Raw genomic sequence first — 20643 nt, 5'->3', positions numbered from 1 at the left:
CCCCTATGAACCGTGGTGACACCGTTGCCGAGTTTGAACTGCCGGATCAGACCGGCACAATCCGCAGCCTGACGAGTTTGCTGGCCGACGGCCCCGTTGTGCTGTTCTTCTACCCTGCCGCGATGACTCCCGGATGCACCAAAGAGGCCTGCCATTTTCGGGACCTCGCCGGCGAGTTCGCCGCAGCCGGCGCGACCCGGGTCGGCATCAGCACCGATCCGGTCGCCAAGCAGGCCAAGTTCGCCGACATCCAGCGCTTCGACTACCCGTTGCTGTCGGATGCCGACGGGAAGGTCGCCAGCCAGTTCGGTGTCAAACGAGGCCTGCTCGGCAAGCTCATGCCGGTCAAGCGGACCACGTTCGTCATCGACACCGACCGCACCGTGCTCGAGGTGATCTCCAGCGAGGTCAACATGGCCACCCACGCCGACAAGGCGCTGGCGGTTCTCAAGGCGCGTTGACTGCCCGCAGCACCGCCGCCATCGAAGCCGCGAGCACCGAATCGCTGCGGCCGCACACCCAGCCGGTGACGCCGCCCGAGCGGTACTCCAGATAGGTGATCGCCGTGCTGCCGATCGACTGCTGAGTAAGGCTCAGCACCTCGATCGGCCTCCCGATGTCAGCCAGCGCGGCGGTCAGCGCGTCGACCGGACCGACGGCGCGGTGTGTGCTGGTGACCGTGGCGCCCTCGGCGGCCAATGTCAGCTCGGTGACGGCCTCGGCCCCGTCGCCACCGGTGTGCCACTCCTTGAGTTCGACCGGGCCACCGGACGTCAAATAGGCCTCCTCGAACAGGTCGTACAGCTCGGCAGCGGTGATCTCGGCCCCCGTTTCATCGGTGTGCCCCTGAACGTGGCGAGCGAAGTCGATCTGCAGCCGCCTGGGCAGTTCCAGTCCGTACTCCGTGAGCAGCAGGTAGGCGATACCGCCCTTACCGGACTGCGAGTTCACCCGGATCACCGCATCGTAGGTGCGTCCGATGTCCGCGGGGTCGATCGGCAGATACGGTACCCGCCAATCGGTTTCATTCTCCGGACGACCGGAAGCCGCCGCGCGCTCGCGGTGCTCGGCCAGCCCTTTCTTGATTGCGTCCTGGTGGGTGCCGGAGAACGCCGTGTGCACCAGGTCCCCGACGTACGGGTGGCGTTCGTGGATGGGCATCCGGGTGCAATATGCGACGGTGCGGGCGATCTCGTCGATATCGGAGAAGTCGATCATCGGATCAATCCCCTGGGCGTGCAGATTCAGTGCCAGGGTGGCGATGTCGACGTTTCCGGTCCTTTCGCCGTTGCCGAAGACGCATCCCTCGACTCGCTGTGCACCGGCCAGGACGGCCAGTTCCGCGCATGCGATGCCGGTCCCCCGGTCGTTGTGCGGATGCACCGACAAGATGACGCTGTCGCGCCGCGACAGGTTCCGGTGCATGTACTCGATCTGGTCGGCGTACACGTTCGGCGTGGCGACCTCGACGGTGGCGGGCAGATTGAGGATCACCGGTCGTTGCGGGCCGGCCTGCCACAGTTCGGTCATCGCGTCGCACAAGTCGAGCACGTAGTCCGGCTCGGTGAGATTGAAGACCTCCGGCGAGAACTCGAACCGGACGTTGGCCAGGTCACCGGCGAGTTCGAGAACGTCACGCCCTCCGGCCTGGATGAGCTGGCTCAGCTCGTTTCTGTCTTTGTGCAGCACCACGTTTCGCCACGTCGGCGCGGTCGCGGTGTACATGTGGATGACGACTTCGTTGCGCATACCGCGAACCGAATCCACGGTGCGCTCGATCAGGTCACGGCGGGCCGGGGTGAACACCACAATGGTCACGTCCGGCGGAGCGATGTCGGATTCGGCCAACAATCGGACGAAATCGAAATCCGTCTGTGAGGCGGATGGATAGCCGACCTCGATCTCCTTGTATCCCATGGCCACCAGCAGCTCGAAGAACCGGCGTTTGCGGTGCGGATCCATCGGTTCGGCCAGGGCCTGATTTCCGTCGCGCAGGTCGACCGGAACCCACAGCGGTGCGGTGACAATCCGGGCGGCGGGCCAATTACGTTGGGTGAGTGGGACTTCGACGCGATCGTAGACGCCGGCGTAACGGTATGAGGGCATTCGGGACTGTCGCTGCCGGTTCCATGCCGGTGCGGTAGCCGGGACGTCGCCGGCTGGGGTGGCGATCGTGGGAAAAGCAGAGGTCATGATGGCCGCTTTCGGTCAGGGGGAATTCGACCGGCGCGACAGAGCCCCACGGCAGGGGGCCGGTCGGTCAGGCCCCGCCGCGGCGGCTAAGCAGAAGCATGCGCGTCATGATGGCTAGACTGTACCCCAACTCCTCAGACAAGTAGAGAGGTTGCGATGATTCCGCAGATTGAGCGGCACCCGCTCGCGGCGCAGGCGGCCCAGGTGCTGCTAGCCCGCATCCGCGACGGTGAATGGCCGCTCGGGCACCGACTGCCCGGTGAGACGACGCTTGCCGCGCAGCTCGGCGTGGGTCGATCCACCCTGCGCGAGGCGATCCGCGAACTGGCCGGCAGGGGCGTCCTGGAGAGCCGTCAGGGTGCCGGGGTCTTCGTAACGGCAGTCGACGTCACCGAGGAATGGGACATTGTGCTGCGCCGCGCCACCATCGTGGCGGTGATCGAGGCGCGCATCGCGATCGAGGCCGAGGCCGCCGCGCTGGCCGCCACTCGGCGCACCCCTGCGGACCTGCGCGACATCCGTCGTACCCTGGCGGCCCGCGGCGTAGTAGGCCAGCCTGCGCCCGACCACGTGGACGCCGATATGGCGTTTCACCGCGCCGTCATTGCGGCAGCCCACAATGACGTGCTGACGCAACTGTTCGACGCGTTCCTCCCCAGGCTGCGGCCGGCAATGATCGACATGCTCAAAATCCGACCGATCGCGTCAGAACCATGCGACCACGCCCTGCATCAGCAACTGGCCGATGCCATCCTGGCCCGCGATCCCGCCGCCGCGGCGGCGTCCAGCCGAACCCACTTGAGTGCATTGAAGGAGTCATTCCTATGACGCCCGTGTTGGACATCGCCGACGTGACGTTCCGCCGCAACGGCAAGCAGATCATCGACGGCATATCGCTGACGGTGCACGCGGGTGAACATTGGGCGCTGCTCGGTCCGAACGGTGCCGGCAAGAGCACGCTGCTGGGATTCTGTGCGGCCGTGACGTTTCCCACCTCCGGCACGGTGCGGGTGCTCGGCGAACAGATGGGGCGCACGGACCTGACCGCATTGCGACGCTCGATCGGTCACGTCAACCCCCGCCACCGCCTGCAGTATCCGCTCACCGTCCGCGAGGTCGTGCTGACCGGGGTCACCGCCACGGTCGACACCGCCGCCCGCTGGACCCCGTCGCCCGAGCAGGTGCGGCGGGCGGAGGAATTGATCGACACCGTGGGCCTTTCGGCGCGCGTCGAAGCGGTGTGGCCGACGCTGTCGCAAGGCGAGCGGGGGCGCGCCCTGATCGCCCGGGCGCTGATAGCGGATCCACAGCTGCTGCTGCTCGACGAACCCACCACCGGCCTGGACGTGGCGGCTCGCGAACAGCTGCTCGAAACCCTTGACACACTGGATGATACGCATCCCGGCATGGCCTCGATCCTGGTGACGCACCACCTGGAGGAACTGCCGACCAGCACCACACACGCGTTGTTGATCGCCGAGGGACGCACGGTGGCCAGCGGTCCGGCCCGCGACACCGTGACCACCGATCATGTGACGACGGCCTTCGCGTACCCGGTGACGGTGGGCCACCAGGACGGCCGATGGACGGCGCGGGCCAAGCCCGGTCCGCGGATCACCTAGCGAGGTCAGGCCAGCGGTGCGGTGTTGCGACGCCTGCGCGCCTCACGGTGACGGGTCACGGGCGCGATGTCGATGGCACGCGACACCATGGCCGCCAGGAACCGCGAGGGCTGTAACGCAGGTGGAACGGTGTCGTGCCGGATCGCGATGTCCGGCAGTTTGGCCAGCGCCTCGTCGACGGCGGCCGTAGCCACGTCGACGATCTCGAAAAGTGCGTCGGGCTCCGCTTTTTCGATGCTGTCCACCTCGTCGAACTCCGCGGGCGCATCGGCGTCGTAGTCGATCATGACCAGCGCAACGGCGTGATAGGCGTCGTCCTCGGTGCCGAGCTTCTGCAGCAGGTCGATCAACCATTCGGCCTTGTCAGGTTCGGTGCTCAGGATCGTCGACCGCAGGCCGTAGACGAAACCGAGGGCGGCCAGCGGGTGCCGCAGCCGCAGGTTCTTGGCGTCCCCGTAGCTCTCCTCAACTCGGTTGGCGGCATTCTTGCCGAAGCTGGAGTCCATCCGTTTCGTGCTGATGAGCAGCTCGGGTCCGGTATCCCAGTCCGAGATCACCACGTCGACCTGTTTCATGTAGTGCTTGCCGAGAACACTTGCGCTTGAGCCGGACACACCCTTCATCGAGCGCCGCAGCCGCTGCTCGATCAGCTGCCGCTCCCGCTGCGGCAGCGCGTCGAGCAGACTGGCGATCGCACCGGGCATGATCCGCGGATCGGTCGGGCGCGGCCAGACCGCGTCGGAATTGAACCCTGCGCGGCGCAACTCGTAGGACAACCACACATCGAGTGCCAGTGCCGGTACCCCGGTGGTCGACGGCGCGTTCAGATGCAGCGGCACCCCGAGCAGCTTGCGCAGAACCCGGAAATCGGGCACATAGGTCAGCTCGCCGTTGGTGCGCAGCCAGGGGTTGGTGTGCTGGCCGGCGGGCGCCGCGTCGGCGACGATCCGGTCGAAGATGGCCCAGGCGGTGGCCTTTGTCGACGGTTCAGCGGGCACGACGCGACCTTACCGTCCGTCGCGTGGCCAACGAATGACGCGCTGCCCGAACAGGTTCGAGAGCTACTTTCGGTTCCAGGCCAAGCGCCTCGTCGACGATGGCGACCGCGTCGAGCAGCTTGCCATGTCCCAGCAACGACGCAACCCGGCGCCGGACTCCCCGCAGCCGGCTTGCCCGGGCGCTGATCAATTCCGGTGCCGGCACCAGCCACCGATCTGCTTCGCGCGGTTCGATTTTCAAAATCCCGCCGCCGTAGGAGCGGCCGACCATCTCGGCGTGCAGCACCGTGACCGAGTTCAGCGATGCCAGCGGCAGCAGGTCGCAGCCGAGCGCGGTGAGCCCGTCACGCAGATAGATTCCGTGTACCGAGTTGAGGTGGTGGGCCCCGGCCCGGTTGGTGACCAGCCGCGGCGTATCGGCATTCATGCACGTGAGCAGGAGGTCGGCGGGCTCCAGCAGCGGCACCAGGTACCAGGGCCTGCGCACCCGGCACTTGTAGGCCAGATGGACCCCGGCAGCGTGACCGGCGTCAACGTACCGCTGCGCGGCAGCCGAGAGCTTGCCGACCGGCCGGAACAGGTGGATCGACTTGCCGTCCTCCCCCAGCCGGGCGAGTTGCTCAGGCGACAGCGTGAGCCCGCGCAAGTGCGCGCTGCCCGGCGGGGACAGTGGCAACAGATCGCTGCGCCGCAGCCCCAATTCGCGTACTCGTTCCGGGGACAGTGCGAAGTAGCCGTTGTTGCCGGTGACCATTCCCAGCGTGGTGTCAGCCCACTGTTCCAGCAGCGTGAATTCGCCGCCCGCGTGCAGCGTGTTGAGTGCATCGACCGGCGCAGCGCCGATGAGGCCGCTGATCCACTTGTCCGCCGGGTCGCGTGGTGACCAACTCCGTTGCACCAGTTCCGATGTCAGCGCCGCGGCGTTACGGGCCCGATGAATGACGGCATGGCCGGACGGGCCGGTGCCGAAGCCGTCGGCGAGCAGCAGCACCACGTCGGCCTCGGCCCCCGGGAAGACCTGCTCATCGAACATCACCAATTCGACGCTGGCGAACCGGTCGAAGAGGAACTTGCGCACCGCCGCCGCGTAATTGACGCTGAGCAACTCGGCGGGCAGCACGAGCGCCATCCGCCCGCCGGGTTCCAGGAACAGCGCGGCGTGCACGGTGAACGCCGCCCAACTTGACGCCAGCCCGGACAGCGTGACACCGGCTTTGAGCGCCGCCCGCCGCGACTGCGCCCGGACATGGCCGCGGAAATCCTGGTAGCGGATGTAGGGCGGATTGCCGATCACGGCGGTATACCGCGGCTGCGGTGTGACCGTGAAGAAATCCCTGACGGTGATGCGCGGCGTCCCACCGGCGGCCCTGACCATCCGGCGGGCTTGCGCAGCACTGTCTGCGTGGATCTCCACCCCGTCGACCTGCGGCGCGTCGGCCCCGAGTTCGGTCAGCCGGGTGGTGGCCTCCACCAGGAACGCGGCCTCTCCCGCCGAGGGCTCGAAGATGCGGTCCTCCGGGGACCGCACCGCCCACTGCGTGAGGTAGCGGGTGATCTCGGGCGGCGTGAAGAACGCACCGCGCGCTTTGCGGGCGCCGGCGGAATCGCCGTCCGCGTACAGCACGATGTCAGTCACTCCGCCATTGTCAACGACGCCACCGACAAGCCCGCGGACCGCAACGCGGTTCGGCCCCTCCGACTATCACCGAGACTGAAGCCAGGGACAAGAATCTGGCCGATCGTGTCCCCGAGTGCAGTCTCGGCTACTCTTCGGGCGGAAGAATCAGGTCCGCGTCAAAACAGGTGTGGGCGCCGGTGTGGCAGGCCGCGCCGACCTGGTCGACCTCCAGCAGCACGGTGTCGCCGTCGCAGTCCAGCCGCACCGAGTGCACATGCTGGGTGTGCCCGGACGTCGCACCTTTGACCCACTGCTCGCCCCGCGACCGCGAGAAGTACGTCGCTTCACGGGTTTCCAGGGTGCGGGCCAATGCATCGTCGTCCATCCAGGCCACCATCAGCACCTTGCCGGTGCCGCGTTCCTGTGCCACTGCGGTGAACAACCCGTCGGCGTTGCGCTTCAGGCGTGCTGCGATGTCTGCGTCGAGAGGCATTACCGCACCACGATCCCTTCCGCCGCCATCGCAGCCTTGACCTGGCCGACGGTCAGTTCGCGGAAGTGAAACACGCTGGCCGCCAACACGGCGTCGGCTCCTGCAACAACTGCGGGCGCGAAATGTTCCACGGCCCCCGCTCCACCGCTGGCGATCACCGGCACCGTCACCGCAGCGCGGACAGCCCGCAACATTTCGAGGTCGAAGCCGGCCTTCGTGCCGTCCCGGTCCATCGAGTTGAGCAGAATCTCACCGACGCCGAGTTCGGCGCCGCGGGCGGCCCACTCGATGGCGTCGATGCCGGTGCCGCGCCGGCCGCCGTGGGTGGTCACTTCCCAGCCCGACGGCGTGGGTGGGTCACCGGCGGGCACGGTCCTGGCATCCACGCTCAGCACGATGCACTGCGAGCCGAAGTGGCGGGCCATCTCGGCGAGCAGTTCGGGCCGGGCGATCGCGGCGGTGTTCACCGAAACCTTGTCGGCCCCGGCGCGCAGCAGGACATCCACGTCGTCGACAGAACGCACGCCGCCACCGACGGTCAGCGGGATGAACACCTGCTCGGCGGTGCGTTTCACCACTTCCAGCATGGTGGCCCGGCCCGATGAGGAGGCGGTCACGTCCAGGAAGGTCAACTCGTCAGCGCCTTCGGCGTCATAGGCGGCGGCAAGTTCGACGGGATCGCCGGCATCGCGCAGGTTCTCGAAGTTAACGCCTTTGACCACCCGGCCGTCGTCGACATCCAGGCAGGGAATGACCCTCGTCGCGACATCGGTCTTGACACTCACAGGTAATCCTCCGGATTGCCAGCGGATTTCACGATCTCCAACATCTTCTCGTGCACGCCCGGAGCGGCGGCAAGTGCCGACTTCGACTCGACAGTCCACGGCTCACCCGCCAGGTCTGTCACGATGCCGCCGGCAGCGCGCACCAGCGCGACCCCGGCTGCGTGATCCCAGATGTGGTGCCCGAAACTGATGGCGCCACCGAGGATTCCCGCACTCACATAGGCCAGGTCGACGCCGGTGGCACCATGCATCCGCACCCGGGAACTCACCCGGCTGAGGTTGGCGAGCACAGCCGCCCGGTACCGGCCCGGGAACCGGCCACGGGAGTCGATGTTGAAAGTCTGGATGCCGATGATGGAATCGGCGAGGGTGGGCGAGCCCAGCAGTGGCTGCTCAATATCATTGTCCCGCAAGGGACCTCCGACGATTGCCGAGTACCGCTGGCCGGTGAACGGCAGCCAGGTCAGGCCGGCGACCGGCTCGCCGTCGGCCAGCAGCCCGAGCAGGATGGCGGCCATCGGAGAGCCGGCGGCGTAGTTGAAGGTTCCGTCGATCGGGTCGAGCACCCACACCAGCGACGAGTCGATCGGCTCACCGCCGAACTCCTCGCCGTGCACTCCGATTCCGGTCGCCTCGGTCAGTGCGCGTACCACCTGCCGCTCGATCGCCAGATCGACCTCGGTCGCGAAATCGTTGCCCTGCTTACGAACCGCAGAGTCGGCGCGGTGCCCGGCGACGAACGGCACCGCCGCGGCGTCGAGAATCTCGGCCGCGGAGGCGACCAGTGCGGCAAGCTTCGAGGTCTCCAGTTCTCCCACCGCCGTTATCCGCTGACCGCAGCCAACGCCTGCGGCAACGTGAATCGCCCGGCGTAGAGCGCCTTGCCGACGATCGCACCCTCCACACCGCTGCCGGTGAGCGTCGCGATGGCCCGCAGATCGTCGAGGCTCGACACGCCGCCCGAGGCGATCACCGGGGCGTCGGTACGCGCCGCGACCGCTGACAACAGTTCCAGGTTGGGACCGGTCAGGGTCCCGTCCTTGGTGACGTCGGTGACGACAAACCGCGAACAGCCTTCACGGTCAAGACGATCCAGAACATCCCACAGGTCACCGCCGTCGGTCTCCCAGCCGCGGCCGCGCAGACGCCAGCTGCCATTCTCGAACTGCACGTCCAGCCCGACTGCTACGCGGTCGCCGTATTCGGCGATGGCATGGCGGCACCACTCGGGACTTTCCAGCGCAGCGGTGCCGATGTTCACCCGAGCGCAGCCGGTGTCCATGGCCGCCTTGAGCGAGTCGTCGTCCCGGATGCCGCCGGACAGTTCGACTTTCACGTCGAGTTTACCGACCAGATCGGCCAGCAGTTCGCGATTGCTGCCCCGGCCGAACGCGGCGTCCAGGTCGACCAGGTGAATCCACTCGGCGCCGTCGCCCTGCCATGCCTCGGCAGCTTCCAGCGCCGAACCGTAGTCCGTCTCGCTGCCTGCCTTGCCCTGCACCAGACGCACGGCCTTGCCGTCGACCACATCGACGGCCGGCAACAGAATTAAACTCACAGTCCCTCAACCCAATTCGCGAGCAGCGTCGCACCGGCGTCGCCGCTCTTCTCCGGATGAAATTGCGTGGCCGCCAACGCGCCGTCTTCCACAGCGGCGATGAACGGTACGTGATGCGTCGCCCAGGTCACCAGGGCCTCAGACCGCCCTGACCATTCCTGGGCGGCATAGGAATGCACGAAATAGAAGCGCGTATCGGCGTCGAGACCCTTGAACAGCGTGCTGCCCGCCGGTGCGTCGACGACGTTCCACCCCATGTGTGGGATCACCGGCGCGTCCAGCCGCGTCACCGACCCCGGCCATTGCCCGCAACCCGTGGACTCGACTCCGAACTCCACGCCGCGAGCGAACAGGATCTGCATGCCGACGCACACGCCCAGCACCGGGCGGCCATGCTGCAGCCGATCGGCGATGATCTTCTCGCCACCGATCGCCCGCAGTCCGGTCATGCAGGCCTCGAACGCCCCGACGCCCGGAACCACCAGACCGTCCGCGTCCGCCGCGGCCGCGGGATCTGCAGTCACCTCGACGTCGGCGCCGACGCGTTCCAGCGCCCGCTGCGCCGAGCGCAGATTCCCCGACCCATAGTCGAGAACGACGACTTTGCTTGTCACAGAGTGCCTTTGGTCGACGGGACGCCGGTAACACGGGCGTCGTACTCGACGGCCTGGCGCAGTGCCCGCGCCACCGCCTTGTACTGCGCCTCGGTGATGTGGTGCGGATCGCGACCGTAGAGCGTGCGCACGTGCAGGGCGATGCGGGCGTTGAAGGCAAGCGACTCGAACACGTGCCGGTTGATGACTGTGTGGTATGGCGCGCTGGAACCTGCGATCGTGAACTCGACCATGAATTCCGGCTCACCGGTGTGCACGAAGTACGGGCGCCCCGACACGTCGACGGCGGCGTGCGCCAGCGACTCGTCCATGGGAATGAACGCGTCACCGAACCGGCGGATGCCCTTCTTGTCCCCCAGCGCCTCGCCGAGCGCCTGGCCCAGCACGATCGCGGTGTCCTCGACGGTGTGGTGTCCCTCGATCTCGATGTCGCCCTTGGCCGCAACGGTGAGATCGAAGCTGGCATGGGTGCCCAGCGAAGTCAGCATGTGGTCGAAGAACGGCACGCCGGTGTCGATGTCGACGATGCCCGTGCCGTCGAGGTCGAGCTCGACGACAATGTCGGATTCCTTGGTCTTGCGTTCGACCTTCGCGCGACGGGTCATGATGCTCCTACCGGGCTGTTGGCGGGTGACTGAAGTTCGGTTGCGGCCAGATCGGAGCTGGCGGCCAGGAACGCGTCGTTCTCTTCTGCCAGGCCGACCGTGGTCCTCAGGTAGCCGGGGATACCGACATCGCGGATGAGGACACCCGCGTCCAGATAGCGCTGCCAGGTCGCCGGGGCATCGGCGAATTCGCCGAACAGGACGAAGTTGGCATCGCTCGGAATCACCCGGAACCCCAGCCGAATCAGCTCGGCCGTGACCCGGTCACGTTCGGCGGCGAGTTTGGCAACGCTGCCGAGGGTGTCGTCGGCATGGCGCAGCGCTGCCCGGGCCGCGGCCTGCGTGAGCACCGACAGGTGGTAGGGCAACCGCACCAGCAGCAGCGCGTCGATCACCGCCGGGGCGGCCGCCAGATAGCCGAGTCGGCCTCCTGCGAACGCGAATGCCTTGCTCATCGTGCGGGTGACGACGAGCTTCGCCGGATATTCGTCGAGCAGCTCGACGGCGCTGGGCTGCGACGAGAATTCACCGTAGGCCTCGTCGACGATCATGATGCCGCCCGACCGAGACGAAAGGGCGTCCAGCAGACGGCGCAGCTCGTCGAGCGGAACACTTTGTCCCGATGGATTATTGGGGCTGGCCACGAACACGATATCGGGGCGCCGGTCGGTGATCGCCGCCACCGCGACGGCCACGTCGAGGCTGAAATCGTCGGCCCTGGCCGCCTGCAGCCATTCGGTCTGGGTGCCATCGGAGATGATGGGATGCATCGAGTACGACGGTACGAACCCGATCGCACTGCGCCCAGGCCCACCGAACGCCTGCAGCAGCTGCTGCAGGATCTCGTTGGAACCGTTGGCGGCCCACAGATTGTCCTTGGTGAGCGGCACCCCGGTCGCCGCAGCGAGGTAGGCGGCGAGGTCGGTGCGCAGCGCCACCGCGTCGCGGTCCGGATAGCGGTGCAACTCGGCAGCGGCTTCTCGAACCGATGCCGCCACGTCGTCGACGAGCGCCTGGGTCGGCGGGTGCGGGTTCTCGTTGGTGTTCAGCCGGACCGGGACCACCAACTGCGGTGCGCCATAAGGTGATTTGCCGCGCAGGTTCTCGCGCAGCGGCAGATCGGCCAGCGTCACATCGCGTGCACTCATGGCCTCTCGAATCTCCTTCGTACGGCCTCACCATGGGCGGGCAGATTCTCGGCCTTGGACAATGTGATCACGTGGCCGGACACGTCTTTGAGTGCGGCCTCGTCGTACTCGACCACGTGGATGCCGCGCAGGAAGGTCTGCACCGACAAGCCGCTGGAGTGCCGAGCGCACCCCGCGGTAGGCAGCACGTGATTGGAGCCTGCGCAGTAGTCACCGAGGCTCACCGGTGACCATGCCCCGACGAAAATCGCTCCGGCAGAACGGATCCGGCCGGCCACCTCGGCCGCGTCGACGGTCTGGATCTCCAGGTGCTCGGCGGCGTAGGCGTTGACGACCCGCACCCCTGCCTCCACATCGTCGACGAGCACGATCGCCGACTGCTTGCCGGACAACGCGGCCGTCACCCTCTCGACGTGCACGGTGGTGGCCAGTTGTCCGGTCAGTTCACGGTCGGTGGCCTCGGCGAGCGCCACGCTGTCGGTGACCAGGACGCTGGCCGCCATCTCGTCGTGCTCGGCCTGGCTGATCAGGTCTGCCGCGACGTGCACCGGGTCTGCGGTGTGGTCGGCGAGGATGGCGATCTCGGTCGGGCCGGCCTCGGCGTCGATCCCCACCTGCGAACGGCAGATCCGCTTGGCGGCGGTCACATAGATGTTGCCGGGCCCGGTGATCATGTCGACCGGTGCGAGCTCGGTGCCATTTCCCGGCGCTCCGCTTGCCCCATCGCCATCTGTGTCGGTGCCGCCGTAAGCCAGCAGCGCCACGGCCTGCGCACCGCCCACTGCCCACACGTCGTCGACACCGAGCAGCGCAGCGGCGGCGAGAATCGTCGGGTGTGGCAGTCCGTCGAACTGAGCCTGCGGAGGGCTGGCGATCACCAGCGACTCCACTCCCGCAGTCTGGGCAGGCACCACGTTCATCACAACGCTCGACGGATAGACCGCGTTTCCGCCCGGCACATACAGCCCGACCCGCTCGACGGGGACCCATCGTTCGGTGACGGTGGCGCCCGGCGCCAGCGTGGTGGTGGTGTCGGTGCGGCGCTGATCGGCATGGACGGCGCGGGCACGGTCGATGGACACCTGCAGTGCGGCACGCACGTCGGCGTCGAGTTCGGCGAGCGCCTGAGTCAGAACGGCGGGCGGTACTCGGACGGTTTCCGGACGGACACCGTCGAAGGACTCGCCGTAGTCCAGCGCCGCGACGGCACCGCGCTCGGCGACCGCGTCGACGATCGGGCGAACCTTGGGCACCACGGCGTCCACGTCGACCCCGCCTCGCGGCAGCGCAGCACGCAGCTGCGCCGCGTTCAGGACGCGGTTACGCAGGTCGATACGGGACATCTGAAACTCGGCCATCGCCACAATTGTCCCTGATCAGTCCAGCTGAATAAAAATCCGGCGAGCCACGTCACCCTTAGGGTGGTTCCAGACCAGCGAATGGAGCCTGACTTGTCCGCAAAAGACCACCCCAACAATGCACCCGGCGTACCGATGCTCTTTCCGCCGTGGCTCGAACGCCTGCAGATCAAGTACATCAATCCGGCCCTGCGGCCGCTGTCGAAACGACTGCCCGGTTTCACGGTGATCAAGCACCGCGGTCGCACGTCAGGCACGCCCTACGAGACCATCGTCACCAGCTACCGCAAGGACAATGTACTGGCGGTCCTGCTTGCGCACGGCAAGACGAACTGGGTGAAGAACGTGCTCGCGGCGGGTGAAGCGGACGTGCATCTGTTCCGCGGCGAGGTCAAGGTCACCAACCCGAGAGTGCTCCCTGCCGGTTCCGACGACCCCAACCTCCCGCGGATCGCCCGCATGGGCGCCCGCCGGACCGGGGTCTTCGTCGCCGATATCGTTTGACGCCCCTGCCAGACTGCACGTATGGCGTGGCAGGTCTGGTTGGCGTTTTTCGGTGCTGCGATCGCGATCAGCGTCTCCCCGGGAGCCGGGGCCATCCAGTCGATGGCCACCGGCCTCACCCATGGTGTACGACGGGGCTACTGGAACATCCTCGGCCTGGAGATCGGCCTGATGCTGCAACTGGTGCTGGTGGCCGTCGGCCTCGGTGCGGCGGTGGCAAGCTCAGTCCTGGCCTTCAACATCATCAAGTGGATCGGCGTGGCCTACCTCGTCTACCTGGCCATCCGCCAGTGGCGGACTGCGACGATCGACCTGCGCGAACAGGTTGGTAAAGCCGTCGACGGCAGCCGCCTGGCCCTGGTCGCGCGCGGGTTCCTGGTAAACGCCACGAACCCCAAGGGTTTGGTGTTCTTCCTGGCGGTGCTTCCCCAGTTCGTCGTGCCGACGGCTCCCCTGCTGCCTCAATACCTGGCGATCGGCGTCACGATGATCGTCGTCGATCTCATCGTGATGGGTCTCTACACCGGGCTCGCAGCCCGTCTGCTGCAGTGGCTGCACACGCCTCGCCAACAGACCGTGCTCAACCAGGTGTTCTCCGGGTTGTTCGCGGCCGCAGCAGTGGTCTTGTCCCTGGTACGCCGCAGCGCGCCGGCGTAGCGAGCTTGGACAACGACGGTTAGATGTCCAGCCCGATGTCGAGCACCCGCACCGAATGGGTGAGCGCGCCGATCGCGAGGTAGTCGACGCCAGTGCCGGCGTACCCCGCGGCGCTGTCCAGGGTCAGCCCACCGGAGGATTCCAGCAGTGTCTTGGGTGATCGGGTGTCCCGGCGCTGCACGGCGATCTGGGTTTGCCAGACCGGGAAGTTGTCCAGCAGCACGAGCTCGACGTCCGCGGACAGCACCTCGTCGAGCTGTTCGAGGGAATCCACTTCGACCTCGCACTGCAGGTCGGGCGCTTCGGCGCGGACGGCCTTGAGCGCCGCCAGTACCGATCCGGCCGCGGCGACGTGGTTGTCCTTGATCAGCGCCGCGTCCCCCAGGCCCATCCGGTGGTTGACACCGCCACCGACCCGCACCGCGTATTTCTGCAGGGCCCGCAGTCCTGGCAGCGTCTTGCGGGTGTCGCGAATCTTGGCGTTGGTCCCCGCTACCGCATCGACCCAGGCGGCCGTCGCGGTCGAGATGCCGGACAAATGGCATACCAGGTTGAGCATGGTGCGCTCGGCGGTGAGAAGCTCACGTGTCGGCGCTTCGATGGTCAGCACCGGCGACTTTGCGTCCAGCCGGGCACCATCGTCGACGCGGTGGATCACCCGGTAGGCATCGGTGCCGATCACTTCGTCGAGCACCAGCAGCGCGATGTCGACGCCGGCGATCACCCCGGGTTCCCGGTTGACCATCGAGGCGGTGGTCATCGCGTCCGCGCCGACGGTGGCCAACGTGGTGATGTCGGGGCCGTAGCGCAGATCCTCCTCGAGCGCGCGGGCAACCGTGGCGCGGGCTTCGCTGCGCTCAGCTTCCGAAAGCGCCATCAGCACACCGCCGATGGCGTGTCGACGGCGATCCGGCCGCCGTTATAACGAATCGTGGACGAATGCTCTTGGGCCAAGTCGACATCGGGAAAGTCGCCACGGTGGTGACAGCCCCGACTTTCGCTCCTGGCCACCGCGGACGTGGCCACCGCACGCGCGGTGACGGTGAGCGCGGCGTCTTCAAAACTCTTGCGGCTGAGCGGTTCTAGGGCTCCCGCCCCGTCCAGAGTCTCGGCCAACAATCCCAACCCGGTCGCGTCGCGGACTACCGAGGCATGCGCGGACATCGCGCGTTGCAGAACGTCGCGGTCGACCACCTCGTGCCGACGGTCCTGCGGAGCACGGGCACGTACCGAACCGACCTGCATCGCATGGTCGGCCGCTGCGCGGCCCGCGCGTCCGCCCACAACCAACCCCTCCAGCAGGCTGTTGGAGGCGAGCCGGTTCGCCCCGTGCATGCCGGTGCGGGCCACCTCACCGGCTGCGAACAGGCCGGGCAGTTCGGTCCGGCCGTGCACATCGGTGAGCACGCCACCGCAGCTGTAATGCGCACCCGGCACCACCGGGATCGGATGCCGGGTCGGGTCGATGCCGGCGTCCGCACAGGCCGCCGCCACAGTGGGAAACCGGTCACCGAAGTCGGCGATGCGCCGGGCGTCGAGATACACACATTTCTCACCGGTTGCCGACAGCCGTGCATCGATCGCCGCGGCAACGACATCGCGCGGCGCCAGGTCGCCCATGGGATGCACGCCGTCGGTTACCGAATTCCCTTGTGAGTCAACAAGAACTGCTCCCTCACCACGTAACGCTTCGGTGATCAGCGGTCGTCGACCGCCGGCGTCGGCGTCGAACAGCATGGTGGGATGGAACTGGATGAACTCGATATCGCTGACCGCGACGCCGGCCCACAGGGCCAGTGCGACGCCGTCACCGGTCGAACCGGCCGGGTTGGTGGTGGCGGCATACAAATGCCCGAGACCGCCGGTGGCGAGGATGACCGCCGGCGCGTGCACGATGCCGGGACCGTCCGCGTTTCGCACCAGGACGCCGGTCACCGCGGCCTCGTCGCGCAGGATCTGCAGCGCGATGTGGTCACGCCGGATGTCGAGATTGGCTGCAGCCAGATCCAGAGCACGTTGCACCTCGGCTCCGGTCGCGTCGCCGCCGGAGTGGATGATCCGGCGGCGGGTGTGCCCGCCCTCGCGGGTCAGTGCCCAGCGCCCCGGTGTCAACTCGTCGAAGCGAGCGCCGCTCGCCACCAGGTCGGCAACCGCCGCGTGTCCGTCGGCCACGATCGACCGCACGGCATCCGGGTCGCACAGGTTGCCCCCGGCCGAGATCGTGTCGGCCACATGGGCGTCGACGGAATCGTCGTTGCCGGGCAACACGACCGCGATACCGCCCTGGGCATAGAACGTTGCGGTTTCGGCAGCCTTGCTCAAGACCACGACGCGCCGCCCCTGGTTGCGCGCGGCCAGCGCCGCCACCAGCCCGGCTACCCCGGTGCCGATCACCACGACGTCGGCACGCTGCTGCCACAGCCGCGACGCGCCACAGGCGAAGCTCGAGGTGGTCATTCGCCGCCGCCGGGCTGTCCGATCGCGATCATCCGCTGCACGCTGGCACGGCCCAGCCGGGCGGTTTCGGGGTCGACATGAACTTCATCGGCCCCCTCGACGAGGCAGCGCAGCAATGCCGCGGGCGTGATCATCTTCATGTACGTGCACGAAGCCCGGTCATTGACCGCGAGGAAGTCGACTTCCGGTGCGGCCCTGCGTAGTTGGTGCAACATGCCGACCTCGGTGGCCACCAGCACCTGCCGGGCGCGAGTCTCCCTCGCGGCGTCGAGCATGCCGCCCGTGGACAGGATCTTCACCCTGTCCTCGGGGACGGCGCCCTCACCGGCGAGGTACAGCGCCGAAGTGGCGCAACCGCATTCGGGGTGCACGAACAGCTCGGCGTCGGGGTGCGACCTGGCCTGCGCGGCCAGTTCATCGCCGTTGATTCCGGCGTGTACGTGGCATTCGCCGGCCCACACATGCAGGTTCTTGCGTCCGGTGACGCGCCGGACGTGCGCACCGAGGAACTGGTCAGGGCAGAACAGCACCTCGCGGTCCTCGGGAATCGACGCGACCACCTCGACGGCGTTCGACGACGTGCAGCAGACGTCGGTGAGCGCCTTCACCGCGGCGGTGGTGTTGACGTAGGAGACGACGACGGCACCTGGATGCTCGTCTTTCCACTCCTGAAGCTCCTGGGCGCTGATCGAATCGGCCAGCGAGCAACCGGCGCGCTGATCGGGGATCAGCACCGTCTTGTCGGGGCTGAGGATCTTGGCCGTCTCGGCCATGAAATGCACGCCGCAGAACACGATGGTGTCTTCCTGCGCCTCCGCGGCGATCCGCGACAGCGCCAGCGAGTCTCCGACGTGGTCGGCGACGTCCTGGATGGCCGGCAGCTGATAGTTGTGGGCAAGGAGCGTCGCGCCGCGCAGTTCTGCGAGGCGACGGATTTCAGCGGCCCATTCCTCGTCGCCCACGACTCCCGAATAGCCGTCGGGACCATCGACAATCCGGTCCGCGAGATCCCCTGCGCGCATTCCGTTGAGCACCGTCACGGCGGCCTCCTCATCGAAGTCAGGTTTTCGACTTATAATCGAAAACATGCAATATGGTAACACCGCGCACGAGGTGCTCGCCGTCGTGTTCCAGGTTCGCGATCTCAGCTCCAAGCAACCCGCGCTTAACGTGCTGTTATGGCAACGTGCGCTTGAGCCCGAGCGCGGCATGTGGTCGCTCCCCGGTGGCCGGCTGGGCGACGACGAAGATCTGACGAGCTCGGTCCGGCGCCAATTGGCAGAGAAGGTCGACCTGCGCCAGTTGGCTCACCTGGAGCAGCTCGAGGTGTTCTCCGACCCTGCCCGGACGCCCGGTGTGCGTACGATCGCGTCGACATTCCTGGGACTGGTGCCCTCCCCCGCCGTCCCAGCCCTGCCGGCGGACACCCACTGGCACCCGGTCAACGAACTGCCCCCGATGGCGTTCGACCACGCGCCCATGGTCGAGCACGCGCGTACCCGGCTGGCCGCCAAACTGTCCTACACCAATATCGGGTTTGCGTTGGCTCCAAAAGAATTCGCGCTCTCGTCACTGCGTGATGTGTACAGCGCGGCGCTCGGCTACCAAGTCGACGCGACCAACCTGCAGCGCGTGCTGGAACGCCGCAACGTCATCACCCGCACCGGCACCACCGCGCGGTCCGGCCGCAGCGGAGGCCGCCCCGCAGCCCTGTACCGCTTCACCGAGTCGCGCTATCGAGTCACCGACGAGTTCGCAGCATTACGGCCGCCCGGGTGAGTCGACTGGCTTCTTAGACCCTTCTTAAGCAAGAATGCCCCGATGGACTTGGGCACTGCCGCCAGCAGAAGCGGAGCCGAGTGGATCGGGTGCGCGCCACACGAAGAGCTCGATCGAAACGCCCGGCCCCAGTTGCCCAGCGATGACGCGTTCTACGTGCCTCCTGCGGGCTTTCAACACGCCGAACCCGGCACGGTCCTGCGCACCCGCGACGTCGAGGTCGCTTTCCTCGGCCTGATTCCCCAACGCTTCCATGCCACCCAGTTGCTGTATCGCTCTACCGACCGCAACGGCGTCGCCGAGGCCGCCACGACCACGATGATCATGCCGCCCGACCCGAAGCCGAACTGCCCGATCGTCTCCTACCAGTGCGCAATCGACGCAATCTCAGGGCGCTGCTTTCCCTCCTACGCCCTGCGCCGCCGCGCGACCGCACCCGGGGCGCTGGCTCAATTCGAGTTCCTCCTGATCACCGCCGCACTCGCCGAGGGCTGGGCCGTCTCGGTCCCCGACCACGAGGGCATCGACGGCATGTGGGGCGCGCCGTACCAACCCGGGTACCACGTTCTCGACGGCCTGCGGGCCGCGCTGAACTGCGAACGCCTGCCCCTGTCGGCGTCAGCGCCCATAGGTTTGTGGGGTTATTCCGGCGGCGGGCTGGCCAGCGCGTGGGCCGCCGAGATGAGCGGTTCCTACGCACCCGAGCTCAACATCGTCGGCGCCGTGCTCGGCTCACCCGTCGGCGACCTCGGACATACGTTCCGCAAGCTCAACGGGACGGTGTTCTCCGGGCTGCCGGCGCTCGTGGTTGCCGCGCTCGCCGACATCTATCCCGGGCTCAACCGGGTGATCGCCGAGCATGTCACCGTCGAGGGCCGCAAGCTACTGGATCGGCTGCACACGATGAGCACTGTCGAAGCCGTGCTGCGGTTGGCGCGAACCGACATGGACGATCTGGTCGACCTGCCCCTGGAACAGATTCTCGACGACCCCGAAGTGACCCGGGTGTTCGACGACATCAAGCTCGGCGTGGCCGCACCGAACCCGCCGGTGCTGATCATCCAGGCGGTCCATGACGAGCTGATCTCAGTGGACGTCATCGACGAACTGGCCGACGCCTACATCAGCGGCGGCTCCCACGTGACCTATCACCGCGACCTGTTCAGCGAACACCTGCTGCTTCACCCCATGTCAGCCCCGATGGCCTTGCGCTGGCTGACCGACCGGTTCGCCGACCGCCCGCTCAGCGAGCACTTGATGCGTACAAAATGGCCGACGCTGCTCAACCCGATGACCTATACCGGTATGGCCCGACTCGCCGGGATCGCGATTAAAGTGGCTACCGGGCGGGCAATCGGGCGGCGTCCGCTCTGACCAGTTGGATCCGGCCCGCCCCGAATCGGGTTCCGATGATCTACACCAGTCGCACACCCGCGGCGCCACTGCGCGAGTACGTCGACCACCTGTGGTGCATCACCGACGGCCCTGCGACCGCTGAGCGAATACTCCCCTCCGGCACAACCGAACTGGTCATCAACCTTGGCGACGATGCCATTCACATCGTGAAAGACCCAGCAGGACAACACCTCTCGGGCGCCGCAGTATCCGGACCGTACCGTTGTTCGTTCGACATCGACGCTCGACGGCACGCCGCGATGGTCGGTGTTCACTTCAAACCGGATGGCACACAGGCAATCCTGGGTGTACCCCCATTGGAATTGCTCGACCGCCACATCGATCTCGCGGAGTTGTGGCACTCCGAGGCCGACACCCTTCGGTCTAGAGTCTGTGAAGCTACTTCGGCGTCGGAACGCATCGCGCTGATCGAGTCTGCGCTGCTGACCAGGCTCCGCACGGATCATCCGGCACCCGCGGCAATGACCGACATCGTGAAAGCCCTGGAGCCAGGGTGCACTCATCCGCCGATGGAGGCGATGGCACGACGGGCCGGGCTCAGCCATCGCACGTTCATCGAGGCCTTCAGCGCCAGGGTGGGGATGACGCCAAAGCGATTCTTCCGGGTACGGCGGTTCCGGCGCGCACACCATGCCGTCGGATCCGCGCAATCGCCGGACTGGTCACGCTTCGCCGTTGAACACGGCTACGCCGACCAATCACACCTGATCCGCGAATTCCAGGATTTCTCCGGGATGACGCCCGCCGACTATCTCCGTAGGCGTACGCGCGTCGCCAAGGACGACCATATCGCGCTCGAACCGTAGTCAATTTTGTTCAATACATCGTCGAACAGGTA

Annotated in this window: 22 protein-coding genes; 8 read left to right on the top strand and 14 right to left on the bottom strand. The window is 67.0% G+C overall.

The features are described from left to right. The first annotated feature begins 5 nt into the window (after nt 1–5). Nucleotides 6–461 carry a peroxiredoxin gene (locus ABQF30_RS10225; protein ID WP_448462912.1) on the top strand — a complete coding sequence of 152 codons (456 nt, stop codon included), beginning with the start codon at nt 6–8 and terminating at the stop codon, nt 459–461. Here the strand turns inward: ABQF30_RS10225 and ABQF30_RS10220 are convergent. Beyond that, the gene (locus tag ABQF30_RS10220; protein ID WP_448463596.1) at nt 448–2106 is read right to left on the bottom strand and encodes a 2-isopropylmalate synthase; all 1659 of its coding nucleotides are present in this window, start codon (nt 2104–2106) and stop codon (nt 448–450) included. The genes ABQF30_RS10225 and ABQF30_RS10220 overlap by 14 nt on opposite strands. A 243-nt stretch (nt 2107–2349) precedes the next feature. Here ABQF30_RS10220 and ABQF30_RS10215 point away from each other — a divergent pair, with 243 nt between their 5' ends. Then, nucleotides 2350–3021, top strand: a complete 672-nt coding sequence (locus tag ABQF30_RS10215) for a FadR/GntR family transcriptional regulator (protein WP_448462910.1) — start codon at nt 2350–2352, stop codon at nt 3019–3021. Further along, on the top strand, nt 3018–3815 hold the full coding sequence (locus tag ABQF30_RS10210; protein ID WP_448462908.1) for an ABC transporter ATP-binding protein: 798 nt from the start codon (nt 3018–3020) through the stop codon (nt 3813–3815). Before ABQF30_RS10215 ends, ABQF30_RS10210 begins: the two co-directional genes overlap by 4 nt. A gap of 5 nt (nt 3816–3820) precedes the next feature. Here the strand turns inward: ABQF30_RS10210 and ABQF30_RS10205 are convergent, their stop codons facing one another. From ABQF30_RS10205 to hisD, 10 genes are all read right to left on the bottom strand, one after another. Then, nucleotides 3821–4813 (bottom strand): hypothetical protein, encoded by a 993-nt coding sequence (locus tag ABQF30_RS10205; protein WP_448462906.1) that lies wholly within the window; start codon nt 4811–4813, stop codon nt 3821–3823. Beyond that, nucleotides 4803–6449, bottom strand: coding sequence for an N-6 DNA methylase (locus tag ABQF30_RS10200; RefSeq protein ID WP_448462904.1), 1647 nt, complete (start codon nt 6447–6449; stop codon nt 4803–4805). Before ABQF30_RS10200 ends, ABQF30_RS10205 begins: the two co-directional genes overlap by 11 nt. Before the next feature lie 127 nt (nt 6450–6576). Continuing rightward, on the bottom strand, nt 6577–6924 hold the full coding sequence (hisI, locus tag ABQF30_RS10195; RefSeq protein ID WP_448462902.1) for a phosphoribosyl-AMP cyclohydrolase: 348 nt from the start codon (nt 6922–6924) through the stop codon (nt 6577–6579). Beyond that, nucleotides 6924–7709 carry an imidazole glycerol phosphate synthase subunit HisF gene (gene hisF / locus ABQF30_RS10190; protein WP_448462900.1) on the bottom strand — a complete coding sequence of 262 codons (786 nt, stop codon included), beginning with the start codon at nt 7707–7709 and terminating at the stop codon, nt 6924–6926. The genes hisI and hisF overlap by 1 nt, the downstream gene beginning before the upstream one ends. Further along, entirely contained in the window at nt 7706–8536 is an 831-nt protein-coding gene (locus ABQF30_RS10185) for an inositol monophosphatase family protein (protein ID WP_448463594.1), read from the bottom strand. Before ABQF30_RS10185 ends, hisF begins: the two co-directional genes overlap by 4 nt. Then, nucleotides 8533–9267, bottom strand: coding sequence for a bifunctional 1-(5-phosphoribosyl)-5-((5-phosphoribosylamino)methylideneamino)imidazole-4-carboxamide isomerase/phosphoribosylanthranilate isomerase PriA (gene priA, locus ABQF30_RS10180; protein WP_448462898.1), 735 nt, complete (start codon nt 9265–9267; stop codon nt 8533–8535). Before priA ends, ABQF30_RS10185 begins: the two co-directional genes overlap by 4 nt. Beyond that, nucleotides 9264–9881, bottom strand: coding sequence for an imidazole glycerol phosphate synthase subunit HisH (gene hisH / locus ABQF30_RS10175; RefSeq protein ID WP_448462896.1), 618 nt, complete (start codon nt 9879–9881; stop codon nt 9264–9266). Before hisH ends, priA begins: the two co-directional genes overlap by 4 nt. Continuing rightward, a complete protein-coding gene (gene hisB, locus ABQF30_RS10170; RefSeq protein ID WP_448462894.1) occupies nt 9878–10486 on the bottom strand; it encodes an imidazoleglycerol-phosphate dehydratase HisB in 609 nt (202 codons plus the stop codon). Before hisB ends, hisH begins: the two co-directional genes overlap by 4 nt. Continuing rightward, complete coding sequence (locus ABQF30_RS10165; RefSeq protein WP_448462893.1) at nt 10483–11634, bottom strand: histidinol-phosphate transaminase; 1152 nt, start codon at nt 11632–11634, stop codon at nt 10483–10485. Before ABQF30_RS10165 ends, hisB begins: the two co-directional genes overlap by 4 nt. Beyond that, nucleotides 11631–12992, bottom strand: coding sequence for a histidinol dehydrogenase (gene hisD / locus ABQF30_RS10160; RefSeq protein WP_448462891.1), 1362 nt, complete (start codon nt 12990–12992; stop codon nt 11631–11633). The genes ABQF30_RS10165 and hisD overlap by 4 nt, the downstream gene beginning before the upstream one ends. A gap of 93 nt (nt 12993–13085) precedes the next feature. Between hisD and ABQF30_RS10155 the strand changes: the two genes are divergently transcribed. Together ABQF30_RS10155 and ABQF30_RS10150 are read left to right on the top strand one after the other, a co-directional pair. Continuing rightward, nucleotides 13086–13496: a nitroreductase family deazaflavin-dependent oxidoreductase gene (locus ABQF30_RS10155; RefSeq protein WP_448462889.1), complete on the top strand. Its 411-nt coding sequence runs from the start codon at nt 13086–13088 to the stop codon at nt 13494–13496. Between the two features lie 21 nt (nt 13497–13517). Next, entirely contained in the window at nt 13518–14153 is a 636-nt protein-coding gene (locus tag ABQF30_RS10150; RefSeq protein ID WP_448462887.1) for a LysE family transporter, read from the top strand. Nucleotides 14154–14172: 19 nt separating this feature from the next. On the opposite strand, the gene nadC is transcribed toward ABQF30_RS10150, so the two are convergent. The 3 genes from nadC to nadA are packed head-to-tail and all read right to left on the bottom strand — an operon-like array spanning nt 14173 to nt 17632. Then, complete coding sequence (gene nadC, locus ABQF30_RS10145; RefSeq protein WP_448462885.1) at nt 14173–15030, bottom strand: carboxylating nicotinate-nucleotide diphosphorylase; 858 nt, start codon at nt 15028–15030, stop codon at nt 14173–14175. Next, nucleotides 15030–16610, bottom strand: coding sequence for an L-aspartate oxidase (locus ABQF30_RS10140; RefSeq protein ID WP_448462883.1), 1581 nt, complete (start codon nt 16608–16610; stop codon nt 15030–15032). The genes nadC and ABQF30_RS10140 overlap by 1 nt, the downstream gene beginning before the upstream one ends. Further along, a complete protein-coding gene (gene nadA, locus ABQF30_RS10135; RefSeq protein WP_448463592.1) occupies nt 16607–17632 on the bottom strand; it encodes a quinolinate synthase NadA in 1026 nt (341 codons plus the stop codon). The genes ABQF30_RS10140 and nadA overlap by 4 nt, the downstream gene beginning before the upstream one ends. A 91-nt stretch (nt 17633–17723) precedes the next feature. On the opposite strand from nadA, the gene ABQF30_RS10130 reads away from it, so the two are divergent. From ABQF30_RS10130 to ABQF30_RS10120, 3 genes are read left to right on the top strand one after another with little or no spacing between them, the layout of a single operon-like run. After that, entirely contained in the window at nt 17724–18389 is a 666-nt protein-coding gene (locus tag ABQF30_RS10130) for an NUDIX hydrolase (protein WP_448463590.1), read from the top strand. A gap of 42 nt (nt 18390–18431) precedes the next feature. Beyond that, on the top strand, nt 18432–19763 hold the full coding sequence (locus ABQF30_RS10125; protein WP_448462882.1) for a lipase family protein: 1332 nt from the start codon (nt 18432–18434) through the stop codon (nt 19761–19763). A gap of 35 nt (nt 19764–19798) precedes the next feature. After that, a complete protein-coding gene (locus ABQF30_RS10120) occupies nt 19799–20611 on the top strand; it encodes an AraC family transcriptional regulator (protein ID WP_448462880.1) in 813 nt (270 codons plus the stop codon). The last annotated feature ends 32 nt before the right edge of the window (nt 20612–20643 follow it).

It is taken from the genome of Mycolicibacterium sp. XJ870, assembly GCF_053483975.1.
Note: the sequence above shows the minus strand (reverse complement) of the source record. Positions and strands in the feature narration are given on the sequence as shown.

Excerpts from the sequence above, each read along its gene's own strand:
- ABQF30_RS10225 (WP_448462912.1), top strand. The coding sequence starts at position 6 with ATGAACCGTGGTGACACCGTTGCCGAGTTTGAACTGCCGGATCAGACC.
- ABQF30_RS10220 (WP_448463596.1), bottom strand. The coding sequence starts at position 2,106 with ATGCCCTCATACCGTTACGCCGGCGTCTACGATCGCGTCGAAGTCCCA.
- ABQF30_RS10215 (WP_448462910.1), top strand. The coding sequence starts at position 2,350 with ATGATTCCGCAGATTGAGCGGCACCCGCTCGCGGCGCAGGCGGCCCAG.
- ABQF30_RS10210 (WP_448462908.1), top strand. The coding sequence starts at position 3,018 with ATGACGCCCGTGTTGGACATCGCCGACGTGACGTTCCGCCGCAACGGC.
- hisI (WP_448462902.1), bottom strand. The coding sequence starts at position 6,924 with ATGCCTCTCGACGCAGACATCGCAGCACGCCTGAAGCGCAACGCCGAC.
- hisB (WP_448462894.1), bottom strand. The coding sequence starts at position 10,486 with ATGACCCGTCGCGCGAAGGTCGAACGCAAGACCAAGGAATCCGACATT.
- ABQF30_RS10165 (WP_448462893.1), bottom strand. The coding sequence starts at position 11,634 with ATGAGTGCACGCGATGTGACGCTGGCCGATCTGCCGCTGCGCGAGAAC.
- hisD (WP_448462891.1), bottom strand. The coding sequence starts at position 12,992 with ATGGCCGAGTTTCAGATGTCCCGTATCGACCTGCGTAACCGCGTCCTG.
- ABQF30_RS10150 (WP_448462887.1), top strand. The coding sequence starts at position 13,518 with ATGGCGTGGCAGGTCTGGTTGGCGTTTTTCGGTGCTGCGATCGCGATC.
- nadC (WP_448462885.1), bottom strand. The coding sequence starts at position 15,030 with ATGGCGCTTTCGGAAGCTGAGCGCAGCGAAGCCCGCGCCACGGTTGCC.
- ABQF30_RS10140 (WP_448462883.1), bottom strand. The coding sequence starts at position 16,610 with ATGACCACCTCGAGCTTCGCCTGTGGCGCGTCGCGGCTGTGGCAGCAG.
- nadA (WP_448463592.1), bottom strand. The coding sequence starts at position 17,632 with ATGCGCGCAGGGGATCTCGCGGACCGGATTGTCGATGGTCCCGACGGC.
- ABQF30_RS10125 (WP_448462882.1), top strand. The coding sequence starts at position 18,432 with ATGGACTTGGGCACTGCCGCCAGCAGAAGCGGAGCCGAGTGGATCGGG.
- ABQF30_RS10120 (WP_448462880.1), top strand. The coding sequence starts at position 19,799 with ATGATCTACACCAGTCGCACACCCGCGGCGCCACTGCGCGAGTACGTC.